Annotated in this window: 23 protein-coding genes and 1 pseudogene; 15 read left to right on the plus strand and 9 right to left on the minus strand. The window is 66.6% G+C overall.

Annotated features, from left to right (window positions below):
• The first annotated feature begins 98 nt into the window (after positions 1-98).
• The 4 genes from L810_RS22415 to L810_RS22430 all read left to right on the plus strand — a co-directional run bounded on the left by L810_RS22415 (position 99) and on the right by L810_RS22430 (position 3,752).
• Positions 99-1,136, plus strand: a complete 1,038-nt coding sequence (locus L810_RS22415; protein ID WP_021160596.1) for an aldo/keto reductase — start codon at positions 99-101, stop codon at positions 1,134-1,136.
• A gap of 212 nt (positions 1,137-1,348) precedes the next feature.
• Positions 1,349-1,825, plus strand: a complete 477-nt coding sequence (locus tag L810_RS22420) for a GNAT family N-acetyltransferase (RefSeq protein ID WP_021160597.1) — start codon at positions 1,349-1,351, stop codon at positions 1,823-1,825.
• A gap of 317 nt (positions 1,826-2,142) precedes the next feature.
• On the plus strand, positions 2,143-2,406 hold the full coding sequence (locus tag L810_RS22425) for a helix-turn-helix domain-containing protein (protein WP_042975682.1): 264 nt from the start codon (positions 2,143-2,145) through the stop codon (positions 2,404-2,406).
• A 2-nt stretch (positions 2,407-2,408) separates the two neighbouring features.
• Positions 2,409-3,752, plus strand: coding sequence for a type II toxin-antitoxin system HipA family toxin (locus tag L810_RS22430; RefSeq protein ID WP_021160599.1), 1,344 nt, complete (start codon positions 2,409-2,411; stop codon positions 3,750-3,752).
• Positions 3,753-3,794: 42 nt separating this feature from the next.
• Here the strand turns inward: L810_RS22430 and L810_RS22435 are convergent, their stop codons facing one another.
• The gene (locus L810_RS22435; protein WP_021160600.1) at positions 3,795-4,520 is read right to left on the minus strand and encodes a class I SAM-dependent methyltransferase; all 726 of its coding nucleotides are present in this window, start codon (positions 4,518-4,520) and stop codon (positions 3,795-3,797) included.
• A 193-nt stretch (positions 4,521-4,713) separates the two neighbouring features.
• Here L810_RS22435 and L810_RS22440 point away from each other — a divergent pair, with 193 nt between their 5' ends.
• The 5 genes from L810_RS22440 (at position 4,714) to L810_RS22460 (ending at position 9,280) form a co-directional block, all read left to right on the plus strand.
• Entirely contained in the window at positions 4,714-5,721 is a 1,008-nt protein-coding gene (locus L810_RS22440) for a hypothetical protein (protein ID WP_021160601.1), read from the plus strand.
• Positions 5,722-5,979: 258 nt separating this feature from the next.
• On the plus strand, positions 5,980-6,567 hold the full coding sequence (locus L810_RS22445) for a DUF4410 domain-containing protein (RefSeq protein ID WP_021160602.1): 588 nt from the start codon (positions 5,980-5,982) through the stop codon (positions 6,565-6,567).
• A 727-nt stretch (positions 6,568-7,294) separates the two neighbouring features.
• Positions 7,295-8,104: a TlpA disulfide reductase family protein gene (locus tag L810_RS22450; RefSeq protein ID WP_021160604.1), complete on the plus strand. Its 810-nt coding sequence runs from the start codon at positions 7,295-7,297 to the stop codon at positions 8,102-8,104.
• A 664-nt stretch (positions 8,105-8,768) separates the two neighbouring features.
• Positions 8,769-8,963, plus strand: coding sequence for a SymE family type I addiction module toxin (locus tag L810_RS49205; RefSeq protein ID WP_021160606.1), 195 nt, complete (start codon positions 8,769-8,771; stop codon positions 8,961-8,963).
• On the plus strand, positions 8,960-9,280 hold the full coding sequence (locus L810_RS22460) for an XRE family transcriptional regulator (protein ID WP_021160607.1): 321 nt from the start codon (positions 8,960-8,962) through the stop codon (positions 9,278-9,280). Before L810_RS49205 ends, L810_RS22460 begins: the two co-directional genes overlap by 4 nt.
• Positions 9,281-9,453: 173 nt before the next feature.
• Here L810_RS22460 and L810_RS22465 read toward each other — a convergent pair whose 3' ends face one another.
• The 4 genes from L810_RS22465 to L810_RS22480 all read right to left on the minus strand — a co-directional run bounded on the left by L810_RS22465 (position 9,454) and on the right by L810_RS22480 (position 14,296).
• Positions 9,454-9,858, minus strand: coding sequence for a hypothetical protein (locus tag L810_RS22465; protein WP_021160608.1), 405 nt, complete (start codon positions 9,856-9,858; stop codon positions 9,454-9,456).
• Positions 9,859-10,122: 264 nt separating this feature from the next.
• A complete protein-coding gene (locus tag L810_RS22470) occupies positions 10,123-11,709 on the minus strand; it encodes a DHA2 family efflux MFS transporter permease subunit (protein WP_021160610.1) in 1,587 nt (528 codons plus the stop codon).
• Entirely contained in the window at positions 11,706-12,824 is a 1,119-nt protein-coding gene (locus L810_RS22475; RefSeq protein WP_042975684.1) for an HlyD family secretion protein, read from the minus strand. The genes L810_RS22470 and L810_RS22475 overlap by 4 nt, the downstream gene beginning before the upstream one ends.
• A 47-nt stretch (positions 12,825-12,871) precedes the next feature.
• On the minus strand, positions 12,872-14,296 hold the full coding sequence (locus tag L810_RS22480) for an efflux transporter outer membrane subunit (protein WP_155836339.1): 1,425 nt from the start codon (positions 14,294-14,296) through the stop codon (positions 12,872-12,874).
• 194 nt (positions 14,297-14,490) lie between these two features.
• Between L810_RS22480 and L810_RS22485 the strand changes: the two genes are divergently transcribed.
• Together L810_RS22485 and L810_RS45520 are read left to right on the plus strand one after the other, a co-directional pair.
• Complete coding sequence (locus tag L810_RS22485; protein ID WP_042975686.1) at positions 14,491-15,264, plus strand: AraC family transcriptional regulator; 774 nt, start codon at positions 14,491-14,493, stop codon at positions 15,262-15,264.
• A 120-nt stretch (positions 15,265-15,384) separates the two neighbouring features.
• Positions 15,385-15,537: pseudogene (locus L810_RS45520) on the plus strand (LysR family transcriptional regulator); the annotation flags it as partial.
• Positions 15,538-15,641: 104 nt separating this feature from the next.
• Here L810_RS45520 and leuA read toward each other — a convergent pair.
• Positions 15,642-17,351 carry a 2-isopropylmalate synthase gene (gene leuA, locus L810_RS22490; protein WP_042975707.1) on the minus strand — a complete coding sequence of 570 codons (1,710 nt, stop codon included), beginning with the start codon at positions 17,349-17,351 and terminating at the stop codon, positions 15,642-15,644.
• 959 nt (positions 17,352-18,310) lie between these two features.
• Here leuA and L810_RS22495 point away from each other — a divergent pair.
• The 3 genes from L810_RS22495 (at position 18,311) to L810_RS22505 (ending at position 20,633) form a co-directional block, all read left to right on the plus strand.
• Positions 18,311-18,700 (plus strand): fucose-binding lectin II, encoded by a 390-nt coding sequence (locus tag L810_RS22495; RefSeq protein WP_021160613.1) that lies wholly within the window; start codon positions 18,311-18,313, stop codon positions 18,698-18,700.
• A 124-nt stretch (positions 18,701-18,824) separates the two neighbouring features.
• Positions 18,825-19,634 (plus strand): fucose-binding lectin II, encoded by an 810-nt coding sequence (locus L810_RS22500; RefSeq protein WP_021160614.1) that lies wholly within the window; start codon positions 18,825-18,827, stop codon positions 19,632-19,634.
• A gap of 153 nt (positions 19,635-19,787) precedes the next feature.
• A complete protein-coding gene (locus tag L810_RS22505) occupies positions 19,788-20,633 on the plus strand; it encodes an AraC family transcriptional regulator (RefSeq protein ID WP_021160615.1) in 846 nt (281 codons plus the stop codon).
• Here L810_RS22505 and L810_RS49785 read toward each other — a convergent pair.
• Together L810_RS49785 and L810_RS22510 are read right to left on the minus strand one after the other, a co-directional pair.
• Positions 20,521-21,000, minus strand: a complete 480-nt coding sequence (locus L810_RS49785) for a type II toxin-antitoxin system RelE/ParE family toxin (protein ID WP_081712892.1) — start codon at positions 20,998-21,000, stop codon at positions 20,521-20,523. The two genes, L810_RS22505 and L810_RS49785, sit on opposite strands and share 113 nt — an antisense overlap.
• 241 nt (positions 21,001-21,241) lie before the next feature.
• On the minus strand, positions 21,242-22,606 hold the full coding sequence (locus L810_RS22510; protein WP_021160617.1) for a M23 family metallopeptidase: 1,365 nt from the start codon (positions 22,604-22,606) through the stop codon (positions 21,242-21,244).
• A gap of 340 nt (positions 22,607-22,946) precedes the next feature.
• Here L810_RS22510 and L810_RS22515 point away from each other — a divergent pair, with 340 nt between their 5' ends.
• Positions 22,947-23,816, plus strand: a complete 870-nt coding sequence (locus L810_RS22515) for a mechanosensitive ion channel family protein (protein WP_021160618.1) — start codon at positions 22,947-22,949, stop codon at positions 23,814-23,816.
• An 80-nt stretch (positions 23,817-23,896) separates the two neighbouring features.
• Here L810_RS22515 and L810_RS22520 read toward each other — a convergent pair.
• The coding region (locus L810_RS22520; RefSeq protein WP_042975689.1) for a branched-chain amino acid ABC transporter substrate-binding protein at positions 23,897-24,883 on the minus strand (987 nt) is incomplete at its 5' end.

The raw sequence follows: 24,883 nt of genomic DNA on the forward strand, positions 1-24,883 counted from the left end.
CCCGATTATCCGAAATGTCCGCAAGCGATACAGTGCGGCAACGCTCGATGTCACGGCCGTCCACCCCAGCGCTTCGATCATCCACAGGAAACCCCGCCATGGAATACCGCACCCTCGGCCGCTCCGGCCTCAAGGTTCCCGTCCTGAGCTTCGGCGCCGGCACATTCGGCGGCACCGGCCCGCTGTTCAGCGCATGGGGCAACACGGGCGTCGACGAAGCGCGCCGCCTGATCGACATCTGCCTCGAAGCCGGGGTGAACCTGTTCGACACGGCCGACGTGTATTCGGACGGCGAATCCGAGCGCGTGCTCGGCGCCGCGATCAAGGGGCGTCGCGACCAGGTGCTGATCTCGACGAAGGCGGGCCTGCCGACCGGCGACGGCCCGAACGACGCGGGCACGTCGCGCGCGCGACTGGTCCGCGCGGTCGACCACGCGCTGCGCCGCCTCGACACCGACTACATCGACCTGCTGCAACTTCATGCGTTCGACGCGGGCACGCCGGTCGAGGAAGTGATGTCGACGCTCGACGATCTCGTGCGCGCGGGCAAGCTGCGCTACATCGGTGTGTCGAACTTCGCGGGGTGGCAGATCATGAAGTCGCTGGCGGTGGCGGATCGGCACGGCTGGTCGCGTTACGTCGCGAACCAGGTGTATTACTCGCTCGTCGGCCGCGACTACGAGTGGGACCTGATGCCGCTCGGCGCCGACCAGGGCCTCGGCGCACTCGTGTGGAGCCCGCTCGGCTGGGGCCGGCTCACCGGCAAGATCCGGCGCAACGCACCGCTGCCCGAAGGCAGCCGCCTGCATGAAACGGCGAGCTACGGGCCGCCGGTCGACGAAGAACGCCTGTACGACGTGGTCGATGTGCTCGACGCGATCGCGGAGGAAACCGGCAAGACGGTGCCGCAGATCGCGCTGAACTGGCTGCTGCAACGGCCGACCGTGTCGTCGGTCATCATCGGCGCGCGCAACGAGGAACAGTTGCGCCAGAATCTCGGCGCGGCAGGCTGGGCGCTGACCGATGCGCAGGTCGCGAAGCTCGATGCGGCGAGTGCCGTCGAAGCGCCTTATCCGTACTTCCCGTATCGCCGGCAGGCGGCGTTCGCGCGGCTCAATCCGCCGATGCGCGGGTAAGCAACCGCGCCGTAGCCGTCGACGCCTCCCGAACGTGTTGCCGGGTCGGCATGATCCTGTTGCGCGGCTGCTTGCGTGTTGGCCGTGGCACCATGAAATGCTGTCGCCATGGGCCTACCCATGGTGCCGTGAGCTTCCTATCGTAGAGACCCTGCGACGCGCCGGCCGGATCGGCGGCGCGCGCCCTTCTCATCGAAAGGTTCGCCAACAACATGAATGCCAACGACACAGGACTGACCGTACGCGCGGTCACTGAAAACGACTACGACCAGTGGCTGCCGCTATGGGACGGCTATAACCGCTTCTACGGCCGCTTCGACGATACGGCCCTGCCGCTGCGCATCACGCAGCTCACGTGGTCGCGCTTCTTCGACGGCTACGAGCCTGTCCATGCTTTCGTCGCGGAACGCGACGGCAAGCTCGTCGGGCTCGTGCATTTCCTGTATCACCGCAGCACGACGCACGCCGGGCCGGTCTGCTACCTGCAGGACCTGTTCACGCTCGACAGCGAGCGCGGCAAGGGCGTCGGCCGCGCGCTGATCGAAGCCGTGTACGACACCGCGCGTGCGCATCGCGCCGAACGCGTGTCCTGGCAGACGCACGAATCGAACCACACGGCGATGCGCCTCTACGACACCGTCGCGGACAAGCCGGGAGCCGTGCTCTACCGGAAGGAGTTGTTGCGCTGAGTACGCGCGGCCGGGCGCTCATCTGCCACCTTGCCCCGCGAAGACGACGGCATGCGCGCCCCTTTCTTCAACGCGCTGAATGCAGGAACACCAACCAGCGTCGGCCCCTGGATAAGCCCGCCCGATTGAATGCCATGATGAATGCCACGATCGATCACAGTCGCGGTTACCTCGGCAGCTTGGTAGCCCTCGAGACACAAAATCTCCGGTTACATCCATTTTTGTATCCCTGAGGCTACAATCCCTGCATGCCATTTTGTAGCAGAAGGGCTACAATTAAAGCCGGTTTGGCGCTTTCTGATGCCTTGGGGCTACAAATGACAACATTGGCCGATGTGGGAGAAATGCTGAGGGATGCCCGCCACGCGGCGGGACTTTCTCAGAGTGAGCTGGCTGAGCACGCCGGTGTCGCACGCACGACGCTCGCACGCATGGAGACACTTGCACGAGGCGACATGAGCGTATCTGCGCTCGTCCGCCTCCTTGAGGCCGCCGGCTACGACCTGCGCGTCGTGAAGCGCGGACACGGGCGCACGCTCGATGACGTGCTGGCCGAACAGCGCACGATGGGAGATACGTGACCATGCGCCTCCACGTGTATGTCAAAGGCAAACTCGTTGCTCACCTCTACCGCCAAGCGGACGACTATGCGTTGCGCTACACCGCAGACGCCCTCGACGCCGACTTTGCCAGCCTGACCATGCCCGTTCGCGAAGATGCCTGGGTCTGGCCTCGCGACCTGCATCCCTTCTTCCGGCAGAACCTGCCCGAAGGGTTTCTCTTTCAAGTGATTCGCGAAGAGTTCGGCCCTTATCTCGACGGAACCGACCTCTCGCTCCTGGCCATCATCGGCGGCTCCGGTATCGGCCGGGTAACAGTCACACCCGAAGGCGGCCCCCCTGGCGGCGAGCTCGACCCGCTCGACCTGAAGAGCCTGCTGCACGAAGACATCACGACCGCCCGCTTTGCGGAACTCGTGCGGTATTACGCTCGCGCCGCCATTTCAGGCGCCGTACCCAAATTCCTTGCGCCTGAACTCCGGTCAGGCCAGGCACCCGTAGGCAAGCAAACGCTACGCACGAGCCGGCACATCGTCAAGGGATCCGACGAGCAAACGCCCTATCTCGGTTTCAATGAGCATTACTCGATGCAGGTGCTGGCAAGACTCGGGGTCGCCCGAGTAGCGAAGACCACGATGTCGGACGACGGCCGTGTGCTCGTCGTCGACCGGTTCGACATCGACGAACAAGGCAAACCAGCCCTTGGCCTCGAAGACGCTTGCAGCCTACTTGGCCTGCCTCCGCATGAGAAGTACCGCCCGTCGACCGAACAGGTCCTCAACGCAACGAAGCCCTACATCGGCCCCGCCAATTGGCGACGAGAGGCCGAGCAACTCGGCTGGCAACTCATCACCAACTACGTCGTGCGCAACGCGGACTGTCACGCGAAGAACATCGCACTCATCTACTCGAACATCGACGACGTCATCTACACACCCGCCTATGACATCGTCACCACGGAGGCTTATCCGCGCTTTGCAAACAACCCGCCAGGGCTGAGCATCGAAGGTCGAAAAACGTGGGCTCCGGGGAAAACGCTGGAGCGCTTTTTCAACACGCGCCTCGGCATCCCGCCAAGGCAATACCGCGAAATGGTCGAAGCGCTGTGCGACTCCGCCGTATCGACAGGGAAAGATATCGTCGAAGCAGCAAAAAACGAGACGCGGTGGCGGTGGATCGCCAAACAGATGCTGCATGCATGGAACGAAGGGATGGGATCGCTTCGCAGCACCAAACCGCAGGTCGCACTCAAAGCGCTCACGCCAATCATCGAGGCCGCCGGTTTCTCGGATGCCGACAAGGCCGACAACACGAGAGAGGTCATTGGTCGCTCGGAATTGCTGGCCAATCACGGCAGGGACAACTGACACCCCCACAGTTCAGCCCACCGACACACGTCCGGGTCGCGCTCACCCCACCGGCCGCGCCTTGATCCACAGAAACAGCGGAACGCGCGCCCATTGCTTCAGTTGATCCGTATCGGCCTGATCGGGCGGCGGCTCGCGCAGCGACACGATCGCGAACCCGGCCGCCTCCAGTGCTTCCATATACGCCTGCAGCGGCAGCGACCAGCCGGCGAAATGCATCGACAGCCCGTCACGCGTTTCCACGCCGTCGAAGTGCTCGCGCCCGAAATAGCTGCCCTTTAGCACGAACGGCGCATCGGGTTGCGGCCCCGCGAAGCCGCCGCGATCGCGGAACGGATGCACGAGCGAGATGAACAGCAGCCCGCCCGGCTTCAGCACGCGGCGCGCCTCGTTCAACGCGCGCTGCATGTCGTCGAGATCCATCAGCACGTTGTACGCCATCACGAGATCGAAGCTGGCCGCGTCGAACGGCAGCGACGCCGCGTCGGCCAGCTCGTAGCGATGCGCGGAATCCGCGTGCCGGGCGGCGTCGAGCATCGCGGGCACCACGTCGGTCGCGGTCACGTCGTAGCCGAGCGCCTTCAGCTCGCGGCTCACGCGGCCTTCGCCGCAGCCGATCTCCAGCGCGCGGCCGGTGTCGCGGCCGATATAGGCCGCGAGCCCCGCGCGGTATTTCCAGAACGCATCGTGCCCGGGCTTGCCGGCCCAGCCGATCCATTGGTCGGCGACCTGTGTCCAGTGTTCGGTGATGGCTTTCGTGTCGGTCATGCGCGCTCCCGCCCGGTGGGCGTCGTTGGCTCAGGATGCGCATGGTAAGCCGATGCGGCGGAACGCGCGACCAGGCTGCGCCGCGCGGCCGGTTTCCGTTTCCGGCGGCAACGTTCTACAGTGACATAAAACAATCCGCGCCGCCGCGCGTCGCCCCCGCCCGGCGATGCGCACCCGATTCCGAGGACATCCCATGCCGAGCATCCTGGCCGCGCCCGCCAATCTCCCCCCGAGCTCCGTCGCGGCGGAAACGCGCATGGTGCACGACGTCGCGACGCTGAAGCCGTCCGACTACCGCTCGGCGGACGGCGTGTCGTGGGTCATCTCCACCATCACGCCGGCCGCGGACAGCGGCACGAACGTGACCGGCACGACGTACTTCGACTCCGCGAAAGGCCGGACCGTCCCGCTGCCCGACGCGCGCCGCCGCTATGCGAATCGCGGCACGTGGCAGGTCGTCGCGAGCTCGAGCCCTGCCGTGCCCGCTACTGGCCGCTACGACTGGCTGACGCTCGCCTGGCTGCCGATCAACCGGCGGCCGCTGCCGCAAACGCCCGAACACCTGTATTCGCCGTTCATTCGCGGCGGCACGATCGTGTATCGATGGAATCCGGCGGCGGAAGGCGGCGAGCAGTTCGGCAACGTGCGGATGATCTTCCCGGAATGGACGCGGCAGGTGGCCGATGCGTTGCGGTCTGCGCCGGCAGCGATGCCGGACGGCGCCAGCACGTCGGCCGCACCGTCGGCACTGGACCGACTGACAACGGACACGAACCCGATGACCGCCGTGCTCGACTTCGGCGACGCACTGCGCGACGAGCCGGTCGAGCGAATCGTCGCGCGGCTGCCGGCGCTGCTGCGTGTGAAGGACCTGCACGAACTGTCGGCGATCGTATTCCTGTGCCTGTCCGGATCACGCGCCGAAGACCGGCCGCGCCTCGCCGAAGCGATCAACGGATCGATCGCGTCGACCGACGACAGCGCACGCCTGCTCGCGATTGCATATGGCGCGTTCGCGGCCGGCCGGGCACGGCCCTATCCGTTCAACGATGCGGGGCAGGCCGCGCGTATCAACGACGTGTTCGGCGCGTTGAAGCGGCGGACCGCGGCACTCGACGTGCCGGCCGCGGAAGGCTCGCCGTGGTACGAGTTCTTCACGGCATATCGGCTCGGCGGGGCGGCGCCGGGGAACAACCCGTGACGACGGGCACATAGCCGGTGCGGCCACGACGGAAGCCGGCCTCCCGCTTGCGCGTGGAACCCGTCGTTCCGGTGAGCCGCGCGCCGTCATCGCCCGTCACGTGAGCGGCGCATGTCTGCATCGGCGCCGAAGGCCGCGACGAATCCGGATCAAATGGAACGTTCGATCTATTCGACCATTTGAACCGGATCGCCCTGTGCTAGATTCGCGCCCGGCCACAGAGCCATCTCAAATAACCCGAACCAAAAAGACCAAATCATGAAATCTGTATTCCGTCATGCCGCTCTGGCATTGGTGACGATCGGCTTCCTGTCGGGCTGCGCCAGCAGCGTGACACGCGACGCCAGCGATCCGGCGGGGGCCGCCGTGACCGCATCGACGATGAAATTCGGCACGAAACCCGTGGTCGTGAAGGTCACGCTCGACAACACCGCGCAGGAAGCGTTGAAAGACAACCTGAAGTTCGACGCGAAGAAACTGCAGGAAAAAATCGAAAACGCGCTGGATGCACGCAAGCTGCTGGCAAAAGCGGATTCGACCGATGCAATGCACCTGAACGTCGAAGTCAACGGCATTCGCGTGCGCTCGAGCTTCTCGGCCGTCATGTTCGGGTTCATGGCGGGCAACGATCACGTCGACGGCACCGTGACGCTGCTCGACGCCGACAATCATCAGATCGACCGCTTCAAGGTATCGGCTTCGTACGCGCTCGGCGGCATCGCCGGCGGCATGGACGATACGCGCATGAGCTGGCTGTACGAGAAGTTCACCGAGCAGACGCTGACGACGCTCGAACCGGCGGCCGGCGCGCAACAGGCGAACGCCACGCAGATGAAGACGCAGTAATGCCCGCCGCCCGGCCGGCCACGGATGCGCGGCCGGCCGGGCGACTGCGGTCGTGCTCATCCGCCGGCGACGATGCGGATGTCGCACGCAACGATCGTCGTCGACCGGGGGCCTTTCAGCCTGCCCCGCCTCTCACCGCGCTCCCGCGCGCGGCATGACTCCATCGCCGAATTCCTCGATACGGTCGCAAGCCCCGCTTGCGCAAATGCTCAGCCATCGGTCGGCCGATCAGCAACGACGGTTCATGTGTGTTGCCTCCATTGGAACCCTGTGCCTGCCACCAACCTCGCACCACGCCGTGCGCGAGTGAATGCCCGGTGCCCGAATCCGGCGACGATCCCGTTCCGTCGAATCAGCCGGCATGAATCGGATCGCGGCCGTGCCCATCTGCCGCCACAACGCATACACGATCGCATGTAAAGCGATGGGAATGCAGCCGCTCGGGGGAGCCGACCGTCAGGCGGAGATCCCTTTCGAGACACCGGCGGACACCATGCCGGACCGGCGACCGCATTGTCGATGAGCGATTCTCAACCGATCATCAGACCAGCCCGAATGACTGCGCGCTTACCGGAAAATGACGGCATCCTGACTATGCACGCGCCGCGCCGGGAACCCGCGCGCATCGTGCCATGTCGAATCGCATCACGACCGTTGACTGCATCGCGTTCATCGGCCGATCATCGTCCTCCTGCCCCCGCTCGATCAAGTCGCCCCTTTCCTGCTCATGTTAAGCATCGGTCCCTTCTCGATCCGCGTCGTCGCGGTGGCCGTCGCCGCGCTGCTCGCGTGGCTCGTCGCCCGTTTCATCCAGCGCCGCCCGCCGGACGGCCAGCACAAGACCGCATCGAGCCTGATCCTCGATACCTTGCTGCTCGGGCTGATCGCCGCGCGCATCGGCTACGTCGCGCAGTGGTGGCACGAGTACGCCGCCGCACCGCGCGCGATCGTCGCGCTCGGCGACGGCGGCTTCGACTGGCGCATCGGCCTCGCGGCCGGAATCGTGTTCGCGGGCTGGCGCGTGCGCCGCCTGCCCGCGCTGCGTCGCCCGGTGATGGCCGGCATGCTCGCGGGCCTCGCCGCGTGGGGCATCGCGCAGGGCACGCTCGCAACGTTGCAGCACGGCGCGCCGCCGCTTGCCGCGTTGCGGCTCGAAGCGCTCGACGCCACGCCGGTGCCGGTGCAGCGCTTCGCGGGCAAGCCGGTCGTCGTGAACCTGTGGGCCACGTGGTGCCCGCCGTGCCAGCGCGAAATGCCGATCCTCGCGCAAGCGCAGCAGGATCATCCGGGGATGACGGTGCTGATGGTCAACCAGGGCGAAGACGCGCAAGCGGTGCGCGCGTTCCTCGAACAGAAAGGGCTGCGGTTCGATCACGTGCTGCTCGATCGCACACTGCATGCAATGCAGGCCTATGGTTCGCGCGGGCTGCCGACGACGCTCTTCTTCGATGCGAAAGGCAATCTCGTCGAATCGCACATGGGCGAGATCACCGCCGCGCGGCTGAAGGACGCCGTGGCGGACCGATTCGGCCAGTAACGCGCGTCGGCCGAACGGCCGCGGCATCGCTGCGTCACATCCGCGCCTCGACCGCGGCGAGCGCACGCCGGCAGACGGACGCGCTGCACGCATGATTCGCGGCCGCCGTTGCGGAAAGCACCGCGGCGTTGCCGCGCAAGTTCGGGCGGCACCTGCACGACGCCCATGACATCCTCGGGCGACGTGTGGCGGGCGAATCGGAGTATTCGACCGACACGCTTTCTGACATATCGTCGATAAAGTGACGACGCGGCCCGCCGGCGCAATCGCCGGGGAAGCGTTTCGCAGCAAGCCTGCAAGACATCGGAGCATCCATCCGTGCAGACGAAGACGCTCCGGACCGACACCTGATGCCGGCCGATCTCGGCTAGAGTGATTGCACGTTTTCGCGTGGAATGTCATTTCATTTCGTCATGCAAACCATGTGACGGGATGTCGATCGAAATCCACTGCGTAAACGAGCGCGGCCCGCGCGTGCACTACCACGCGCGGGCCGCTGACCACAACCCACTCTGTACAGGAGTCAGTCATGGCTGACGGGAATCATAACGCACCGGTTCGCTTTCACGATTGTTCCGTGCCCGCTCGCACGTCTTTTCAGACTCGCCGCATCGTTCCACATCTCAGGCTCGCCGACACGGCACCGCCGGCCCTCCATCTGTGGATGAAACTGTCCGGCCGCTGGATCGACGCAGCGGGTTTCGAACCCGGGCAGCGCTTGCGGATCGAGGTGATGCACAAGCGGCTGGTGGTCACGCCGATCGAAGACGGGCCCGGCGACGATTTCGGCCAGGATGCCGATCGCGCAACACGACGGCCGCGGCCGGTGTTCTCGGTAATCACGGGAGGCGCACAATGAATCGCAACGACTCGCGACAACGTGCCGACACGTTGCCAGCCGACTTCGGCCTCGATGACGCGGCCGCACTGTCGGCCAAATCCGCGCTCGTACTGAAGATCAACGCACTGACCGTCTCGCGCGGCCTGAGCGAAGACGAGGCGGCGGCGCTCGCGGAGATGGCCCGGCCGGTCGTCACGCCCGAGCAACGCGAAATGCTCCGGAACGTCTCGCTGGAACTGCTGATGCAGACGCTGGTGTCGCTGGGTCAGCAGGTGGAAATTGTGGTGCGGCCTGCGGGGCCATCGAATTCGGCAGGCATCACGGTTTCGGTCTGACAGTCGGCAACATGAACGAAGGGGGGCGTAGCGGCCGGGCCCGGCCGCCGCCGGATGCCCGTCACGGGCGAGCGGGAGGAAGCACAGCGCCGGCTCGCAGCAACCATCCTCGGCACATCGGCCCGGCCGCGCCCCCGTCGCCCCGCGTTCAGGCGACGCGCCGGACCCGACGATCAGGGCCGCGACAACACCATCACACGACCCGACACACGCTGCAGCTTCAACCAGCCCGTGTCGGCCGTAAATTGAAGCTGCTGCAGCGGAAAATCGAACTCCGCGCGCTGCGCGGCGCTGATCACCGCATCGGCGATCCAGCGGATCAGTTCCTTGCCTTCGTCAGTCGTCTGGTGGCCGTTCTGGACACCATAAAAATAGCGGTTCCCGGCGTTGACCTCGTTCTGAACCTGCATCCAGTGCCCCGGCAGGCCCCGCTGCGTCCTGAACAGATCGGCCACCCGTTGCGTCGTCAGTCCGCGCGCCCACAATGCGCCGTTCACGGCGGGGCGCGCCAGGTTGTGGCGATCGGCTTCCTGGGCTTGCTCCTTGATGTCGCCTTTCAGGGAATCGGGTTTCGTCATGACGCTTTCCTCGCGATGGGCCCGACAAAGGGCCGGTTGAATGGACAAGGACCACGGAGAGGGAGGCTGACGCGCGAACCTGCGCGACCCTGGCGTCCGTGGCCACCACGAACGACAGGCCGGCGACATGCGCCGGCCTGGCTCACGATTTCGGCCGCAGGCCGGTCGTCCCGCCTGCGCCGGGTGAACGATACCCCCATTGCGGGAATTCTTCGCCTGTCAGGTATGTCAGGCTTCGATATCGGGTGTCCGTCCCCATCACGCTTACCTTTTCCCCTTCAACAGGAACGCCGCCGCCGTACATCCCGCCATCGCAACACCCGCGATCAGGAACGTATCGCCGTACGCCATCAACAGCGCCTCGCGCATCACGCGCTGGTTCACGAGCGCGAGCGCCAGCTCGTGCACGCCGCCGGTCGCCGAACCCGGCAACGCATCGGCACGCGGCACATGCACGCGCGACAGCAACCGCACCAGCATCGCCATCCGCTCCTGAAACGCTTCCGAGAACGGCGTCACGGCCTCGCCGATCCGCATCGCATGCAGCTTCTGCCGCTCGACGACGATCTGGCTCGCCACCGCGATGCCGATCGCACCGCCGACGTTGCGCACCATGTTGAACACACCGGACGCCGAACCGAGCTGCGCCTTCTCGATTCCGTCGACGGCCATCACCGACAGCGCGATCACGACGAGCGACTGCCCGATCCCGCGCACGACGAGCGACGGCACGATCACGTTCGACGCGGCGTCGGCGGTCAGGTGGATGTTCATCAGGCAACCGGCCGCGACGAGCGCGAAGCCGAGCACGATCGTCGCGCGCGGGCTCGTGCGGCGCATCAGCGGCGGCGTCAGGAACGACATCACGAACTGCACGAGCCCGTATGGGATCATCGCGAGGCCGATGTCGCGCGCGCTGTAGCCGTGCAGCTCTGCGAAGTAGTTCGGCACGAGAAACACGACGCCGAACACCACCGCGCCGAACAGGAACTGCATCAGGCTCGCGATCCCGAAGTTGTAGCGGCCGAGCAGCCGCAGGTTGATGAACGGCGCCTCGCGCCGCAGCTCGATCGCGACGAACGCGACGAGCCCCGCCACCGCGACGATCGACAGCTCGACGATCAGGTCGGACGCGAACCAGTCCTTGCGCCCGCCCTCTTCCAGCACGATCTGCAGCGCGCTCAAGCCGATCGCCATCGTCGCGATCCCGAACCAGTCGGCCTGCCGCAGCTTCGACAGCTGCACGGGCACCGGGCGGATCGCCCACGCGATCGCCGCGATCAGCGCGATCGCGGGCGGAATCTGCAGATAGAAGATCCAGCGCCACGAGTACATGTCGGTGAGCCAGCCGCCGAGCGACGGCCCGGCCGCCTGCGCGACGTTGTTCGCGACCGCGAACAGCGCCATCCCGAGCGGATGCTTCGACGGTGGCAGCTCGGTGACGATCAGCTGGAACGACAGCGGAATCAGCACGCCGCCGAACGCGCCCTGCAGCGCGCGCGCGACGATCATCGTCGAAATGGTCGGCGCGACCGAGCACGCGATCGAGAACGCGAGGAACCCCGTTGCGCCGACGAGCAGCACGCGGCGCGCGGAGAACACCTGCACGAGCCAGCCGGTGAGCGGAATCACGACGATCTCGGCAACCAGGTACGCGGTCGAGATCCACGAGCCTTCCTCGAAGCTCGCGCCCAGCGACCCGCGGATGTCGGGCAGCGACGCGTTCGTCACGTGCACGTTCATCCCCGCCATGAAGCAGCCGAACACACCGCCGAGCACCGCGACCCACGCGCGCAGCGAGACGGTTTCGTCGTGCGCGACCTGCGCGGCCCGCGATGCCGCGGCCGTCACGATCCGGCTCCCGGTGCGCCGCGCGTATCGACGCGCGCGATCACCGACATGCCGGGCCTCAGCACGAGGCCTGGCGGCGGCGCATCGAGGCGGATCTTCACGGGTACGCGCTGCACGATCTTCGTGAAGTTGCCGGTCGCGTTGTCGGGCGGCAGCAGCGCAAATTCGGCACCCGAGCCCGGGGCGAGCCCCAGCACGCGGCCGTGCAGCGTGCGGCCCGAGTAGGTATCGACGTCGATCTCGACCGGCTGCCCGTCGTGCATCGCGCCGAGCTGCGTCTCCTTGAAGTTCGCGACGACGTACACGTCGCGCAGCGGCACGACCGCGAGCAACGGCATTCCGGCCTCGACGTACTGGCCCGCGCGCACCGCCCGCTGGCCGATCGTGCCGTCGCGTGTCGCGCGGATCACCGTGTGCTCGAGATCGAGTTGCGCCAGCGCGAGCTTCGCGCGCGACGCCGCGAGCCGCGCACGCGCCTGCTCGATCGCGGCCGCGCTTTGCGCACGGCGCCGGCGCAACACCGTCTGCTGGTCGTCCTGTGCGCGCACGGCCGCGCCGGCGCGCGCCAGTTCCGCGTGCGCCTTCAGCGCATCGGCGTGCGCCTGTTCCCAGCGCTGCCCGCTGGCGGCCGATTCGGCGAGCAACTGCTTGTAGCGCGCCGCATCCGCGTCGCGTCGGGTCGCCTCGGCACGCGCGGCGGCCGCGGCGGCCTGCGCCTGCTCGATCACGCTGCGCTGCTGGCCGACCTGCGCGTCGAGCGTCGCGGCCGCGGCTTCCTCGGCCTGCAACGTCGCATCGGCGGCGGCAACGGCCGCCTGCGCGTCGTCGAGCTTCGCGCGATAGTCGCGATCGTCGAGCGTGACGAGCACGTCGCCGCGCTTCACGGGCTGGTTGTCGTCGACGGCCACGCTTGCGACATAACCGGCCACCCGCGGGCTGACGGTCACGATGTCGGCGCGCACGTATGCATCGTCGGTGTGTTCGATGAAGCGGCCGACCGTCCACCAGCGCCAGCCGAACCCGGCCAGCACGATGACGGTGATGAAGGCGCCGGCGGCGATCCAGTGGCGCCGCGCGAAACGGGCGGATTTCTCGGGTACGGCTGTGGTGCTCATGATCGGAATCGGAAGGGTTGAGTGCGTGCGGATTCACGAACGGCCGGTCAGGGCCCGTTCACGTCAATAACGGGCTTGCGCTGGCCCTGACGCTGCCAGCCGCCCCCCAGTGCCTTGAAGACGGCAACCTGATCGAGCGCGACCTGCTGCGTCGACGCGGCCAGTGCCGCATCGACCGCGACAAGGCTGCGCTGAGCGTCGAGCACGCCGAGAAAATCCAGCGCGCCCGCGTCGTAGTTCAGTTCCGCGAGCCGGAAAGCGCGCGCGTGTTCGGCGCGCGCGGTTTCGAGCGCGGCCTTGCGGCGCCACTCGGCGCCATATCGCGCGAGCGCCTGTTCGGTTTCCTTCAGCGCGCGCAGCACCTGCGCGTCGAACGACGCGCGTGCGGCGGCATCGTCTGCGCGTGCCTGCGCGAGCTGCGCGCGGCTCGCCGCGAGATTCGGAAAGCGCCAGGTAATCAGCGGCCCGACGCCCCACGCGATCGCGTACTTGTCGCCGAGCGACGACGGATCGCCGGTCGTCGACAGCCAGTTCACCGACCCGCCGAGCACGATCGACGGATACAGCTCGGCCGTGGCGGCACCGATCCGCGCGGTCGACGCGGCGAGCCGGCGCTCGCTTTCGCGCAGGTCGGGCCGGCGCCGGAGCAGCGCGGCACCATCGCCGACCGGAAACGGCCGCGCCAGCGCCGGCGTCGCATGGCAGCGCGCGGCCGCATCGGGAATCGCGCCGGGCGCGTGCCCGGTCAGCACCGCCAGCTCATACAACGCGGCGCGGCGCGCGCCAGTCAGCGCCGGCAGTTCGGCACGCGTATCGTCGGCGAACGCGCGCGACCGCGCGACTTCCAGATCGGACACGAGACCATGCGTGCGCTGCCGTGCGGTCAGCGCGGCGAGGCGGTCGGCGATCGCGACCGAACGCTCGGCCACGTCGATCCGCTCGCCGTGCGCGCACGCCTGCGCGTAGGCGGCCGTCGTCTCGGCGGCCACCGCGACGCGCATCGCATCCGATGCCGCCTGCACGGCCTCCGAATCGGCGCGCGCGGCATCGACGAGATGGCCGACACGCCCCCACAGATCGACTTCCCACGACAACGCGAACGACGGCGCGAATCCCCGGCGCGTACGCGCATCGGTGCCGTTCGCGCTCGCGACGATCTGGTCGGGCGCGTGCTTGCCGTAGTCGACGCCGAAGCTGGCCGTCGTATCGGGCAATCGCGCGGCACCCGCTTCGTCGAGCACGGCGCGCGCACGCGCGACGCGTGCCGCGGCCACCGCGAGATCGCGGTTTTGCGCGAGCGCTTCGCGCACGAGTGCGTCCAGCGCCGGATCGTCGAACAGCTGCCACCAGCGATCGGGCAACGCGCCGCTCGACGCGACGGGTGCATCGACGGCGGCATCGAACGGCGCGCGATGTGCCGCATCGATCGACGGCGGACGATACGGCTCGCCGACGGAGCATGCGCCAAGCATTGCCGCGCTCAGCAGCGTGGCGGCAATGCGCGGCGCGCAAGACGAGGCGGCAAAGGGTAAATCGAAGGAAAGCGAAGCAAGGAAGGAGGCGCGCATCGTGCGGTGGCAGTCGAACAAACGATGGGCCTATGGTAATTTCGGCACATTCAGTCGATCTCGCGCGCAAAGCGCATTCGTCGTCGAGAAAAGGACAAGTGGACCCATTTTTCAGCGCGCTCGAGCGCAAGGACAAGCACAAGCAGATCGCGGTCGCCGTGTCCGACGCGGCGTCCGGCGTCTTGTATCCGCCGCATTCGCACCGGCACGGCCAGCTGATTCACGCGATCTCCGGCGTGATGCTGGTGCATGCGGATGCCGGCAGCTGGGTCGTGCCGACCGGGCGCGCGGTGTGGGTGCCGGCGGGCACGCAGCACGAGATCCGGATGGCCGGCGACGTGCAGATGCGCTCGGTGTTCGTCGCGCGCGAAGTGCGGCCGAGCCTGCCGGCCGAGTGCCGCGTGATCGAGGTCGGCACGTTGCTGCGCGAACTGATCGTGACCGCGTGCGAACTGCCAGCCGACTACGACCTTTCGCATCGCGCGGGACGCGTGCTCGCGCTGATCCTCGACGAAATCGAAATCGCGCCGCTGCTGTCGCTGCATGTGCCGATGCCACGCCATCCGGCACTCGCCGCGCTGTGCACGCGGCTGATCAGCGACCCGTCGGTGGCCGTCACGCTGCAGTCGTGGGCGCGCGATGCGCACATGAACGAGCGCACGCTCGCACGCACGTTCAAGCGCGAGACGGGCATGACGCACGGCGCATGGTGCCGCCATGCGCGATTGCTGCTGAGCCTGCCGCGCCTCGCGGCCGGCACGCCGATCCTCGAACTCGCGCTCGAGCACGGCTACGACAGCCCGAGCGCGTTCGCGGCGATGTTCCGCAAGGCGCTCGGCGTGCCGCCGAGCGAATACTTCCGGCGCCGATAAGCGGCGCTGTCCGTTTCGCGACGATCGCGCGCTGCCGCGCGTGCGCGGCGCAACGTGTGGCCCGCTACCGTGACGGCATCGCACGACACTCGCGCTCCGCCGATGGATCTGATTCAACGCATGCAGGTTTTCGTCACGCTCGCCGACGCGGGAACCTTCACCGAAACCGGCAAGCGGCTCAAGCTCACGACCGCGTGTGTCAGCCGCACGATCGCGTCGCTCGAAACGCATCTCGGCATCCGGCTGCTGAACCGCACGACGCGCTCGATGTGCCTGACCGGAACTGCGCGATGCGCTTGCCGGGCCGCGCGGCGGCCACCGCGGCGGCGGCGACGCGACCGCGCCGGGCACCGCCGGCGCAGCCGCCACGACGCCGCTTACGCGACAGCCTTCACCGCCTGCTGCGCGCCAAAAAACGTCGCCTGCGCCGCTTCGTCCGCGCGCGCATACGCGCGGTTGACCCCGCTGATCACCGCGCGGATCGACGCGGTCGTCAGGTTCGCGTCGATGCCGACGCCGAACGCGCTGCCGCGCACGCCCGTGCCGGCCAGTTCCGCGATCGCGATAGCCTTCGCGTCGGCGCCTTGCGACAGCGCGCGTTCCTCGTAGTGCTGGATGCGCAGCGGCGTACGCAGCGCGTGCATCAGCGCGTCGAGCGGGCCGTTGCCTTCGCCGCGCAGCACGCGGCGCTCGCCGTGCACGTCGGCGGTCAGCACGATCGTCTCGCGGCCGTCGCGTTCACTCAGCTCATGGCCGACATAACGCAGCGGCGCATCGCCTTCCACGTATTCCTGCTGGAACAGCGACCAGATCTGCGCGCTCGTCACCTCGAGCCCGCTGTCGTCGGTCAGGCGCTGCACGGCCGCGCTGAAGTCGACCTGCAGGCGGCGCGGCAGCGCGACGCCATAACTCTGCTCGAGCAGGTACGCGATACCGCCCTTGCCCGACTGGCTGTTCACGCGAATGATCGAGTCGTACGTGCGGCCGACATCGCTCGGATCGATCGGCAGGTACGGCATTTCCCATACGGCGTCGGGTTTCTGTACCGCAAAGCCCTTCTTGATCGCGTCCTGATGCGAGCCGGAGAACGCGGTGAACACGAGGTCGCCGACATACGGATGGCGCGGATGGATCGGCAACTGCGTGCATTCCTCGGACGTGCGCGCGACTTCGTTGATCTGCGAGAAATCGAGGCCCGGATCGACGCCCTGCGAGTAGAGGTTCAACGCGAGCGTGACGAGATCGACGTTACCGGTGCGCTCGCCGTTGCCGAACAGGCAGCCCTCGATCCGGTCCGCGCCGGCCATCACCGCGAGCTCGGCCGCCGCGACCGCGGTGCCGCGGTCGTTGTGCGGATGCACGGACACGATCAGCGCATCGCGGCGCGCGAGGTTGCGGTGCATCCATTCGATCTGGTCCGCGTAGAAGTTCGGCGTGCCGACTTCGACCGTGGCGGGCAGGTTCACGATCGCCTTGTGCTCCGGCGTCGGCTGCCAGACGTCGAACACGGCGTCGCAGACTTCCTTCGCGAAATCCAGCTCGGTCGCCGTGAAGGTTTCCGGGCTGTATTGCAGCGTGAAATGCGTGTCGGTCGCGGCGTCGGCGAAGCGCTTGATCGTGCGCGCCGCGTTCACCGCGAGTGCCTTCACGCCGTCGCGGTCGAGGCCGAACACGATCTTGCGGAATTCCGGCGCGGTCGCGTTGTACAGGTGAACGATCGCCCGCTTCGCGCCGCGCAGCGAGTCGAAGGTACGCTCGATCAGGTCGTCGCGGGCCTGCGTGAGCACCTCGATCGTCACGTCGTCGGGAATGTGGCCGCCTTCGATCAGTTCGCGCACGAAGTTGAAGTCGGTCTCCGACGCCGACGGAAACGCGACCTCGATCTCCTTGAAGCCGATCGCGACCAGCATCTTGAACATCCGCATCTTGCGCGCCGCGTCCATCGGCTCGAACAGCGACTGGTTGCCGTCGCGCAGGTCGGTGCTCATCCAGATCGGCGCTTGCGTGATCGTGCGCGTCGGCCACATGCGGTTCGGCAGGTTGACGGGCGTGAACGGTCGGTACTTCGTCGCGGGGTTCTTCAGCATCATGATGTTCGGTCCTCGGTCGGTTGGTCGGGAAACCGCGGCGCGATGGCCATCAGTCGTGGTGGCAGGCTGCGCGCACAGCGGTGAAAACGGTGGAAAGCGGCACAACGGCAAAGCGGTACGGCGAACGACAGCCTTGGCGGTTGAGCGACCGGGACGGAGCGGAACGATTCGGAAGAAAGACGAACTCAGGCGCCGGTCGACAACCGGGGCCAGGTCGGTGATGCGGGGGAAATCTGGCGCTTCAGGAACGAAGCAGATGGAAAGCGCGCAGCCGCAGACCCAGCCCGGAGAAACGGGCTAGTAGTCGTAGCGAGAAGAGGGGCTGGGCGGCTTGCATGGCCGGAATCAAATCACAAGGTGACGGGGGCTGTCAACGGGCCGGGCGCAAATGGCGCCGAATTTGATCGCTCGGAATCGGTCGTGTCCGATAGGCATCGCGCAGCCCCGTCGATATGCTTCATGGGTGCGGCGCCGGTGGGGCCCTGTTCGCGTTCGGAGTGAGTGGGTCAATCCACTTCGCCGGTTGCCGCACCCCATTTCCGTTGCGATCGGGTTTCGGCGCGGGCGTTCGGTGGTGGCCGGTGGGTGCGGCCATGACCGAGATGCTGATGTTGAAACGAACGCTGCCAAATGCGAACACCGAACGTCCGCGCCCAAGCCCGCTTGCTGTCGCCTCACCTGCCCCCCCGCCTCCCCTGCCCCGCCGGCGCAATCACGCATCGTTCAGAAAAGCGATATACACGCCGATATAGTTTCCCGAATATTTTCAAATAACACCAATTAAACACGCTTCATTAAATCGATTAACCCTGGTTTTCGATTTACTGAACAATAGCCATTCCTCGTCGAATATTTTCTGATTTATTTTTCGGCATGCTCGATGCGTCGCATTTCAAACAGCAAACGTTTGTGCGACATGGCTCCAAGCCTTACCCATCATTCCTCAGGAGGAAACCATGGCCGATTCTCAAACGTCTTCCAATCGCGCCGGCGAGTTTTCGATTCCGCCGAATACCGATTTCCGCGCGATTTTCTTCGCGAATGCCGCCGAGCAGCAACACATCAAGCTGTTCATCGGCGACAGCCAGGAACCCGCCGCGTATCACAAGCTGACGACGCGCGACGGCCCGCGTGAAGCGACGCTGAATTCCGGCAACGGCAAGATCCGCTTCGAAGTGTCGGTGAACGGCAAGCCGTCAGCCACCGACGCGCGCCTCGCGCCGATCAACGGCAAGAAATCGGACGGCTCGCCGTACACGGTCAACTTCGGGATCGTCGTGTCGGAAGACGGCCACGACAGCGACTACAACGACGGCATCGTCGTGCTCCAGTGGCCGATCGGCTGACCTGACGCACGGCTGACAACCGACCACCGCCGGCCGCCTCCGGGCCGGCCGGCGGTCGGGCACCGCATTCAGCGGCACCTCGCGCCGCACTCCACGAAAACCCGCCCAACCAACGGAGACATCCATGCCCCTCCTTTCGGCTTCGATCGTCAGTGCCCCCGTGGCGACCTCGGAGACCTACGTCGACATCCCGGGCCTGTACATCGACATCGCCAAGGCAGAGATTCGAAACGGGAAACTGCAGGTCATCCTCAACGTGCCGACGCCGTACGCGATCGGCAACAACTTCCCCGGCATCTATTTCGCGATCGCGACCAACAAGGGTGTCGTCGCGGACGGGTGCTTCACCTATTCGTCGAAGGTGCCCGAAAGCACCGGGCGCATGCCGTTCACGCTCGTCGCGACGATCGACGTCGGCACCGGCGTCACGTTCGTGAAGGGCCAGTGGAAAAGCGTGCGCGGCAGCGCGATGCATATCGACTCGTACGCGAGCCTGTCCGCGATCGGGGAAACGGCTGCATCGTCGTCGCCCGCCGGCGGCGGCAGCGAAACCGGTGCGGAGGGCGGCAGCGGTGCCGGCGGCGGCGAGCGCGACGGCACGTTCAACCTGCCGCCGAACATCAAGTTCGGCGTCACCGCGCTCACCAACGCGGCGAACGACCAGACGATCGACATCTACGTCGACGACAACCCGAACCCGGCCGCCACGTTCAAGGGTGCCGGCGCGCAGGACCAGAACCTCGGCACCAAGGTGCTCGACTCCGGCAAGGGACGCGTGCGCGTGATCGTGATGGCGAACGGCAAGCCGTCGCGGCTCGGCTCTCGGCAGGTCGATATCTTCAAGAAGTCGTATTTCGGGATCGTCGGCTCGGAAGACGGCGCCGACGACGACTACAACGACGGCATCGTGTTCCTGAACTGGCCGCTGGGCTGAGTAGCACCGCCCTGCCTGCCGTCGCCACGCCGCCCGGCGTGGCGATCCGTTCCAGTGCGTCAGCCGGCGCACTCCCCGCCCGCGCCGCAAGAACGATCAAGTGCCCCCGGCGCCGATACCATACAGTCCGACCGACACCCTCATTGGCACGCCATGAACCCGGTAGGAAAAGCACTCTGGTTGATCGAAACCGAACTGGACAGGGAACTGACGCTCGACAGGATCTCCACCGGTTGCGACATGTCGCGCTTCGGCTTCTCGCGCCTGTTCTCGATGAATACCGGCTGGCCGGTGATGCGCTATGTGCGGTCGCGGCGGCTCACGCGCGCGGCACGTGCGCTGGCGCAAGGCGCGCCGGACATCCTGCACGTGGCGCTCGATGCCGGCTATGGCTCCCATGAGGCGTTCACGCGCGCCTTCCGCGATCTCTTCGGCGCCACGCCCGAGGACGTGCGGGCACGGCGCACCCTCGACGGATTGTCTCTTGTGGAGCCGCTGCGCATGAAAGAACTGAAGATCATCGACGTGAGGCCGTCGCGCTTCGAAACCGCCGGCAAGCGGTTGATCGCGGGCATGAGCGACCGCTATACGTTTGACACCAATGAAGGGATTCCGGCGCTCTGGCAAGCGTTCATCCCATACATCGGTACCCTTCCCGGCCAGGTCGGCGACGTGACGTACGGCGTGTGCTGCAACCCCGATGCGGACGGCAGCTTCGAATACATCGCGGGCGTGGAAGTCGCGAGCCGCGACCGGCTGCCCGCGCCGTTTCGCTGGGTCGAACTGGCGCCACAGCGGTACGCGGTGTTCGAACACGCCGGGCATATCTCGACGTTGCATCAGACCTTCTACAGCATCTGGAACGGCTGGCTGCCGACGTCGGGATTCAAGGCGGTGGACGCACCCGAGTTCGAACGCTACAGCGGCGACTACGATCCGGTGACGGGCGCCGGCGTGCTGGAGATCTGGTTGCCGGTCGAACCTGTGGCGTCAACGTGAACGAACGTGACAACCCATCGGACCACGCTGATTCTGCAGCCAACGTGTTCGACCAGGATGTGTCCACACGATGAACCGGACGGGTTGCCGTTTCCCGAGGTGCGCGATTCACAGCCAGGGTCGTGGCCGCGTATGCGGTCTCCCGACAAAGTTCATTTGCGAAATCAGCGCCTGACATGTGCAACTCGTCGTTGGGTGTTTCCTGCGTCTTCCTGACGAAGGAATGCAGGACGACGAGTTCACCTCCCACCCGGATGCAATGGAACACACGCCCGATGCCTTCACGGCCTCGCGGGCGCAATTCAAGCAATCCTTCCCCCATCGCGCGCGAATACGGCATCCGCAGATCCGCATCGTGTTCTTCCATCGTCTCGACGCGCTACGTGCACGTGACCCTCCGCATGTATTGCGACTCCTGCGACAAAGCGACATGCCCGCTGCCGGCCACGAGCCCCGATCGGGTACCTCTCGTCAGGCCGGGTGAACCGGGTATCCGGCTTCCGTTTGTCAATTCGTCTTCTACACACTTCCTTCAGACTCCAAGACGACGGCTTCGCGATTCGTAAGCTAACCGAACGATCCCGTTCTCACGTTTCACGTCCGCAGGCTCAACCATCGCGCGACGGGGAAAGCATCGTCATCGCAACTGGCTGCAGCCAGGCGGCAGACGCGAGCTGCGTGCGCGCATCGAGCGCCACCTGGTTGAACGCCACGCGCCGCTCGCCCTTCAGCTTCGCCGCGTCGCCCGCCTGTACGAGCGCGACCGGGTCGACGAGACGGTCATGCCTGCGCACCTCGAAATGCAGATGCGGCCCCGTGGCCGTCCCGGTGCTGCCGACCGCGCCAACACGCTGGCCGCGCGCGACCCGCATGCCGGTTCGCAGTGTCGGCTCGAACGCCGACAGATGCGCGTAGTACGACGCATAGCCGCCGTCATGGCGAATCACCACGTACTTGCCATAGCCGCGCGGTTCGGTGCCGATGAACGTCACGACCCCACGTTCCGACGCATGAACCGCGCGCCCGGCCGGTGCCGCGAGATCGACGCCGGAATGCACATGACGCACGCCGGTCACCGGATGCACGCGCGCCCCGAAATGCGAGCTGATCCGCGTGGCGTTGACCGGCATCGCAAACCGCGAACCGGCGAGCGGCACGCCGTCGAAGTCGTAATAGCCCCCCGACGCGCCGTCAGCGGGCGCAAACCACACGCCCGCGACGTACTGGCCGCGGAAGCGGAGTTCGAGTGCCGTCACGCGCGTGCCGCCCGGCTGCAACGCGCTGTCGTCGGGTTCATATGCGACGCGGAAGGTGTCGCCGAGTGCGCCGTGCCGTTTCAGGTCGATGCGCCCGGCGACCATGCGGATGACCTGCGCGGCAACGCCGGCCGGCAGATCGGCGCGCGCCAGCGACGCCCGCAGGTTGCCGACGATCGCGCCGCTACGCGCACCGCGCTCGGCCTCTTCGAGCACGAACGGTTCAGTGGCGGCGAGATCGACGGGACGCCGTTCGTACGCGACCCGTTCACCCATCGCGGGCAACGCCGATGCAAGACCGTAATTGAACCTCGACGCGTACGCGCGCTCGACCGCACCACGCGCCGCATCGCACAGCACGCGGTAGGCGACACAGGCACCGAAGCGCGCAACGGCGCCGTCGCGTTCATGCGCGCTCGGCACGGTCAACGCAGGCGACGCATAGGCTACGTCGAGCGGCGCTGCCGACGATGCGTGCAAGCCGCCCCACGTCGTTCGCGCGGCATTGAAAAAGGGCACGTCGACAAGGTCGGCCGTCACAGACGGGAACGGCGCGGTGTCGTTGGACACATGCGCCGGCGCGCCCGGTGCACCCGCCACACAGGCGGCCGCGACGACACCGCGCAGCAGCGCGCGGCGCATCGGGAAACCGCAAGCGCCGTGGAGCGCGGGTAGACCTTGTTCGCGTGCGAGACGGAAACGCAGGTCTAACCGCATGACGTCGTCACTCGCTGTCTGTCAATGAAAAATCGGGAAAGAACCGGGTATCGCGGAGGAACGATCGTCGCGACCCGGCAACGTGAAGACGAGTGTATCGGCGCGATCAAAACAGCTGAATAGGACACGTCTTATTTACAGGAAAAGCCGTTTCGTACTAAATCGAAATCGCAATGTCGCGCGCAGGCGGCACGGCTGTGCGGCATTCGACCCCACCCATACGGGAGAACCATCGCGCCGCAGGGACAGTCGAACGCTGCCGGCGCGCGAGCGCGAGCGTGCCCGACCACGGCACGCTCGCGTCGCATCGCGCACTGCTCCCCCAACCCGGAATCCCTTCATGTTTCTCGATCAACTACATCCGGAACGCTGGACGTTCCTGTGGAACGCGTTGTCCACCCTCTCCCTCAAGCTGTCCGCCGGCCTGGCGTTGCTCGTCGTCGGCTGGTGGCTGTCGAAACGCATCGGCAACTGGCTGAACCGTCTGCTCTCGAACAAGGAGCGCGTCGACGACACGCTGCGGCCGATCCTCTGCGACGTCGCCGTGTGGGGCATCCGCATCGTCGCGATCGTCGGCGCGCTGTCGCAGCTCGGCATCGAGACCGCGAGCATCGTCGCGGTGCTCGGCGCCGCAGGCCTCGCGATCGGGCTCGCGCTGCAAGGCACGATGCAGAACATCGCGGCCGGCATCATGCTCCTGCTGCTGCGGCCGTTCAAGGTCGGCGACTATATCGACGGCGGCACGGGTGTCGCGGGCACCGTCGACGAGGTCGGGCTCTTCATGACGCGGCTGACGAAACCGGACGGCATCTGCGAATACGTGCCGAACAGCGCGCTGTGGGGCAGCTCGATTCGCAATTACACGCGCAACCCGACACGCCGCCTCGATCTCGAAGTGGAAGTATCGGTACACGACGACATCGACCGTGCGCTCGATGCGCTGCGCAAGCTGGCGCTCGCCGATCCCGACGTGCTCCGCGAGCCGGAACCGGACGTGATGGTAATGCGGTTCGACGACAGCACGGCGGTCGCGAACATGCGCGTGTGGACGCACACCGACAAGTTCTGGGCGATGCGCTGGCGCCTCGCGCGCCAGGTGCGCAAGACGCTTGCCGATGCGGATTGCGTGCTGCCGATCCGCGCACGCGAGCTGCACATCGTGCACGACGCGGAGCGCCGCGCCGACAGCACGCGAGTGCGCGCGCTGTAAACGGCGAGGGCCGAGAAGCCTGTCCCGCTTCGCGGCCCCCGCGACATCAGACGCAACATCAACGCAATATCGCCGCCGCGTCACATCTTCACGATATCCAGCAGCGCCTTCTTGCCGCTCTTGTACGTGAACACCGAGATCGCGCCGTGCTTCAGGTCGCCCTGCGGCGTGAAGCTCGTTTCGCCGATCACGCCGCGATAGTCGGTGGCCGGCATCGCGGCCAGCACCTTCGCCGGATCGGTGGAGTTCGCGCGTTTCATCGCGTCGACGATGATGTGGACGGCGTCGTACGAGAACGGCGCATACACCTGCATCGGCTGGTGGTAACGTGCCTCGTAGCGTTTCGCGAACGCCGCGCCGCCGGGCATCTTCTCGAGCGCGATCCCGGCTTCGGAGCACACGACGTTGTCGGAGGCCGGGCCCGCAAGCTTCGGCAGGTCGGTCGAGCACACGCCGTCGCCGGCGAGGATCTTCGCGCGCATGCCGAGCTGGCGTGCCTGCTTCGCGAGCGGGCCGCCCGTCGCGTCCATTCCGCCGTACATGATCGCGTCCGGGTTCGTGCCCTTGATCTTCGTGAGGATCGCGCGGAAGTCGATCGCCTTGTCGTTGGTCGCGTCGCGCGACACCACCTTCATGCCGGCCGCCTTCGCGGCCTTCTCGAACTCGGTCGCGAGGCCCTGCCCATACGCGGTCGCATCGTCGACCACGGCCACCGTCCTGATGCTCATGTTCTTCGCCGCATACATCGCGAGCGCCGGCCCCTGCTGCGCGTCGGTCGCGACGACGCGATAGGTCGTCTTGAAGCCCTGCTGCGTGTACGTCGGATTGGTCGCGGCCTGCGAGATCTGCACGACGCCGCCGTCGCGATAGACGCGCGACGCCGGAATCGACGTGCCCGAGTTGTGATGGCCGACGACACCGATCACCTTGTCGTCGACGAGCCGCTGCGCGACCTGCGTCGCGGTGCGCGGATCGCCCGCGTCGTCCTGTGCGTCGAGCTGCAGCGTGACCTTCTTGCCGCCGATCACGAGCCCCTTCGCATTGATTTCCTCGACCGCGAGGCGCGC

The sequence above is a fragment of the Burkholderia sp. AU4i genome (assembly GCF_000466765.1).
GTDB classification, from domain to species: Bacteria; Pseudomonadota; Gammaproteobacteria; order Burkholderiales; family Burkholderiaceae; genus Burkholderia; species Burkholderia cepacia.

What these genes read in the sequence shown, in the direction of transcription:
- leuA (WP_042975707.1), bottom strand. Translation starts at nt 17,351, where the DNA reads ATGCTGAAGAACCCCGCGACGAAGTACCGACCGTTCACGCCCGTCAAC.
- L810_RS22515 (WP_021160618.1), top strand. Translation starts at nt 22,947, where the DNA reads ATGTTTCTCGATCAACTACATCCGGAACGCTGGACGTTCCTGTGGAAC.
- L810_RS22450 (WP_021160604.1), top strand. Translation starts at nt 7,295, where the DNA reads ATGTTAAGCATCGGTCCCTTCTCGATCCGCGTCGTCGCGGTGGCCGTC.
- L810_RS22425 (WP_042975682.1), top strand. Translation starts at nt 2,143, where the DNA reads ATGACAACATTGGCCGATGTGGGAGAAATGCTGAGGGATGCCCGCCAC.
- L810_RS22475 (WP_042975684.1), bottom strand. Translation starts at nt 12,824, where the DNA reads ATGAGCACCACAGCCGTACCCGAGAAATCCGCCCGTTTCGCGCGGCGC.
- L810_RS22460 (WP_021160607.1), top strand. Translation starts at nt 8,960, where the DNA reads ATGAATCGCAACGACTCGCGACAACGTGCCGACACGTTGCCAGCCGAC.
- L810_RS22480 (WP_155836339.1), bottom strand. Translation starts at nt 14,296, where the DNA reads ATGCTTGGCGCATGCTCCGTCGGCGAGCCGTATCGTCCGCCGTCGATC.
- L810_RS22430 (WP_021160599.1), top strand. Translation starts at nt 2,409, where the DNA reads ATGCGCCTCCACGTGTATGTCAAAGGCAAACTCGTTGCTCACCTCTAC.
- L810_RS22445 (WP_021160602.1), top strand. Translation starts at nt 5,980, where the DNA reads ATGAAATCTGTATTCCGTCATGCCGCTCTGGCATTGGTGACGATCGGC.
- L810_RS22500 (WP_021160614.1), top strand. Translation starts at nt 18,825, where the DNA reads ATGCCCCTCCTTTCGGCTTCGATCGTCAGTGCCCCCGTGGCGACCTCG.
- L810_RS49205 (WP_021160606.1), top strand. Translation starts at nt 8,769, where the DNA reads ATGAAACTGTCCGGCCGCTGGATCGACGCAGCGGGTTTCGAACCCGGG.
- L810_RS49785 (WP_081712892.1), bottom strand. Translation starts at nt 21,000, where the DNA reads ATGGAAGAACACGATGCGGATCTGCGGATGCCGTATTCGCGCGCGATG.
- L810_RS22435 (WP_021160600.1), bottom strand. Translation starts at nt 4,520, where the DNA reads ATGACCGACACGAAAGCCATCACCGAACACTGGACACAGGTCGCCGAC.
- L810_RS22415 (WP_021160596.1), top strand. Translation starts at nt 99, where the DNA reads ATGGAATACCGCACCCTCGGCCGCTCCGGCCTCAAGGTTCCCGTCCTG.
- L810_RS22465 (WP_021160608.1), bottom strand. Translation starts at nt 9,858, where the DNA reads ATGACGAAACCCGATTCCCTGAAAGGCGACATCAAGGAGCAAGCCCAG.
- L810_RS22440 (WP_021160601.1), top strand. Translation starts at nt 4,714, where the DNA reads ATGCCGAGCATCCTGGCCGCGCCCGCCAATCTCCCCCCGAGCTCCGTC.
- L810_RS22420 (WP_021160597.1), top strand. Translation starts at nt 1,349, where the DNA reads ATGAATGCCAACGACACAGGACTGACCGTACGCGCGGTCACTGAAAAC.
- L810_RS22505 (WP_021160615.1), top strand. Translation starts at nt 19,788, where the DNA reads ATGAACCCGGTAGGAAAAGCACTCTGGTTGATCGAAACCGAACTGGAC.
- L810_RS22495 (WP_021160613.1), top strand. Translation starts at nt 18,311, where the DNA reads ATGGCCGATTCTCAAACGTCTTCCAATCGCGCCGGCGAGTTTTCGATT.
- L810_RS22510 (WP_021160617.1), bottom strand. Translation starts at nt 22,606, where the DNA reads ATGCGGTTAGACCTGCGTTTCCGTCTCGCACGCGAACAAGGTCTACCC.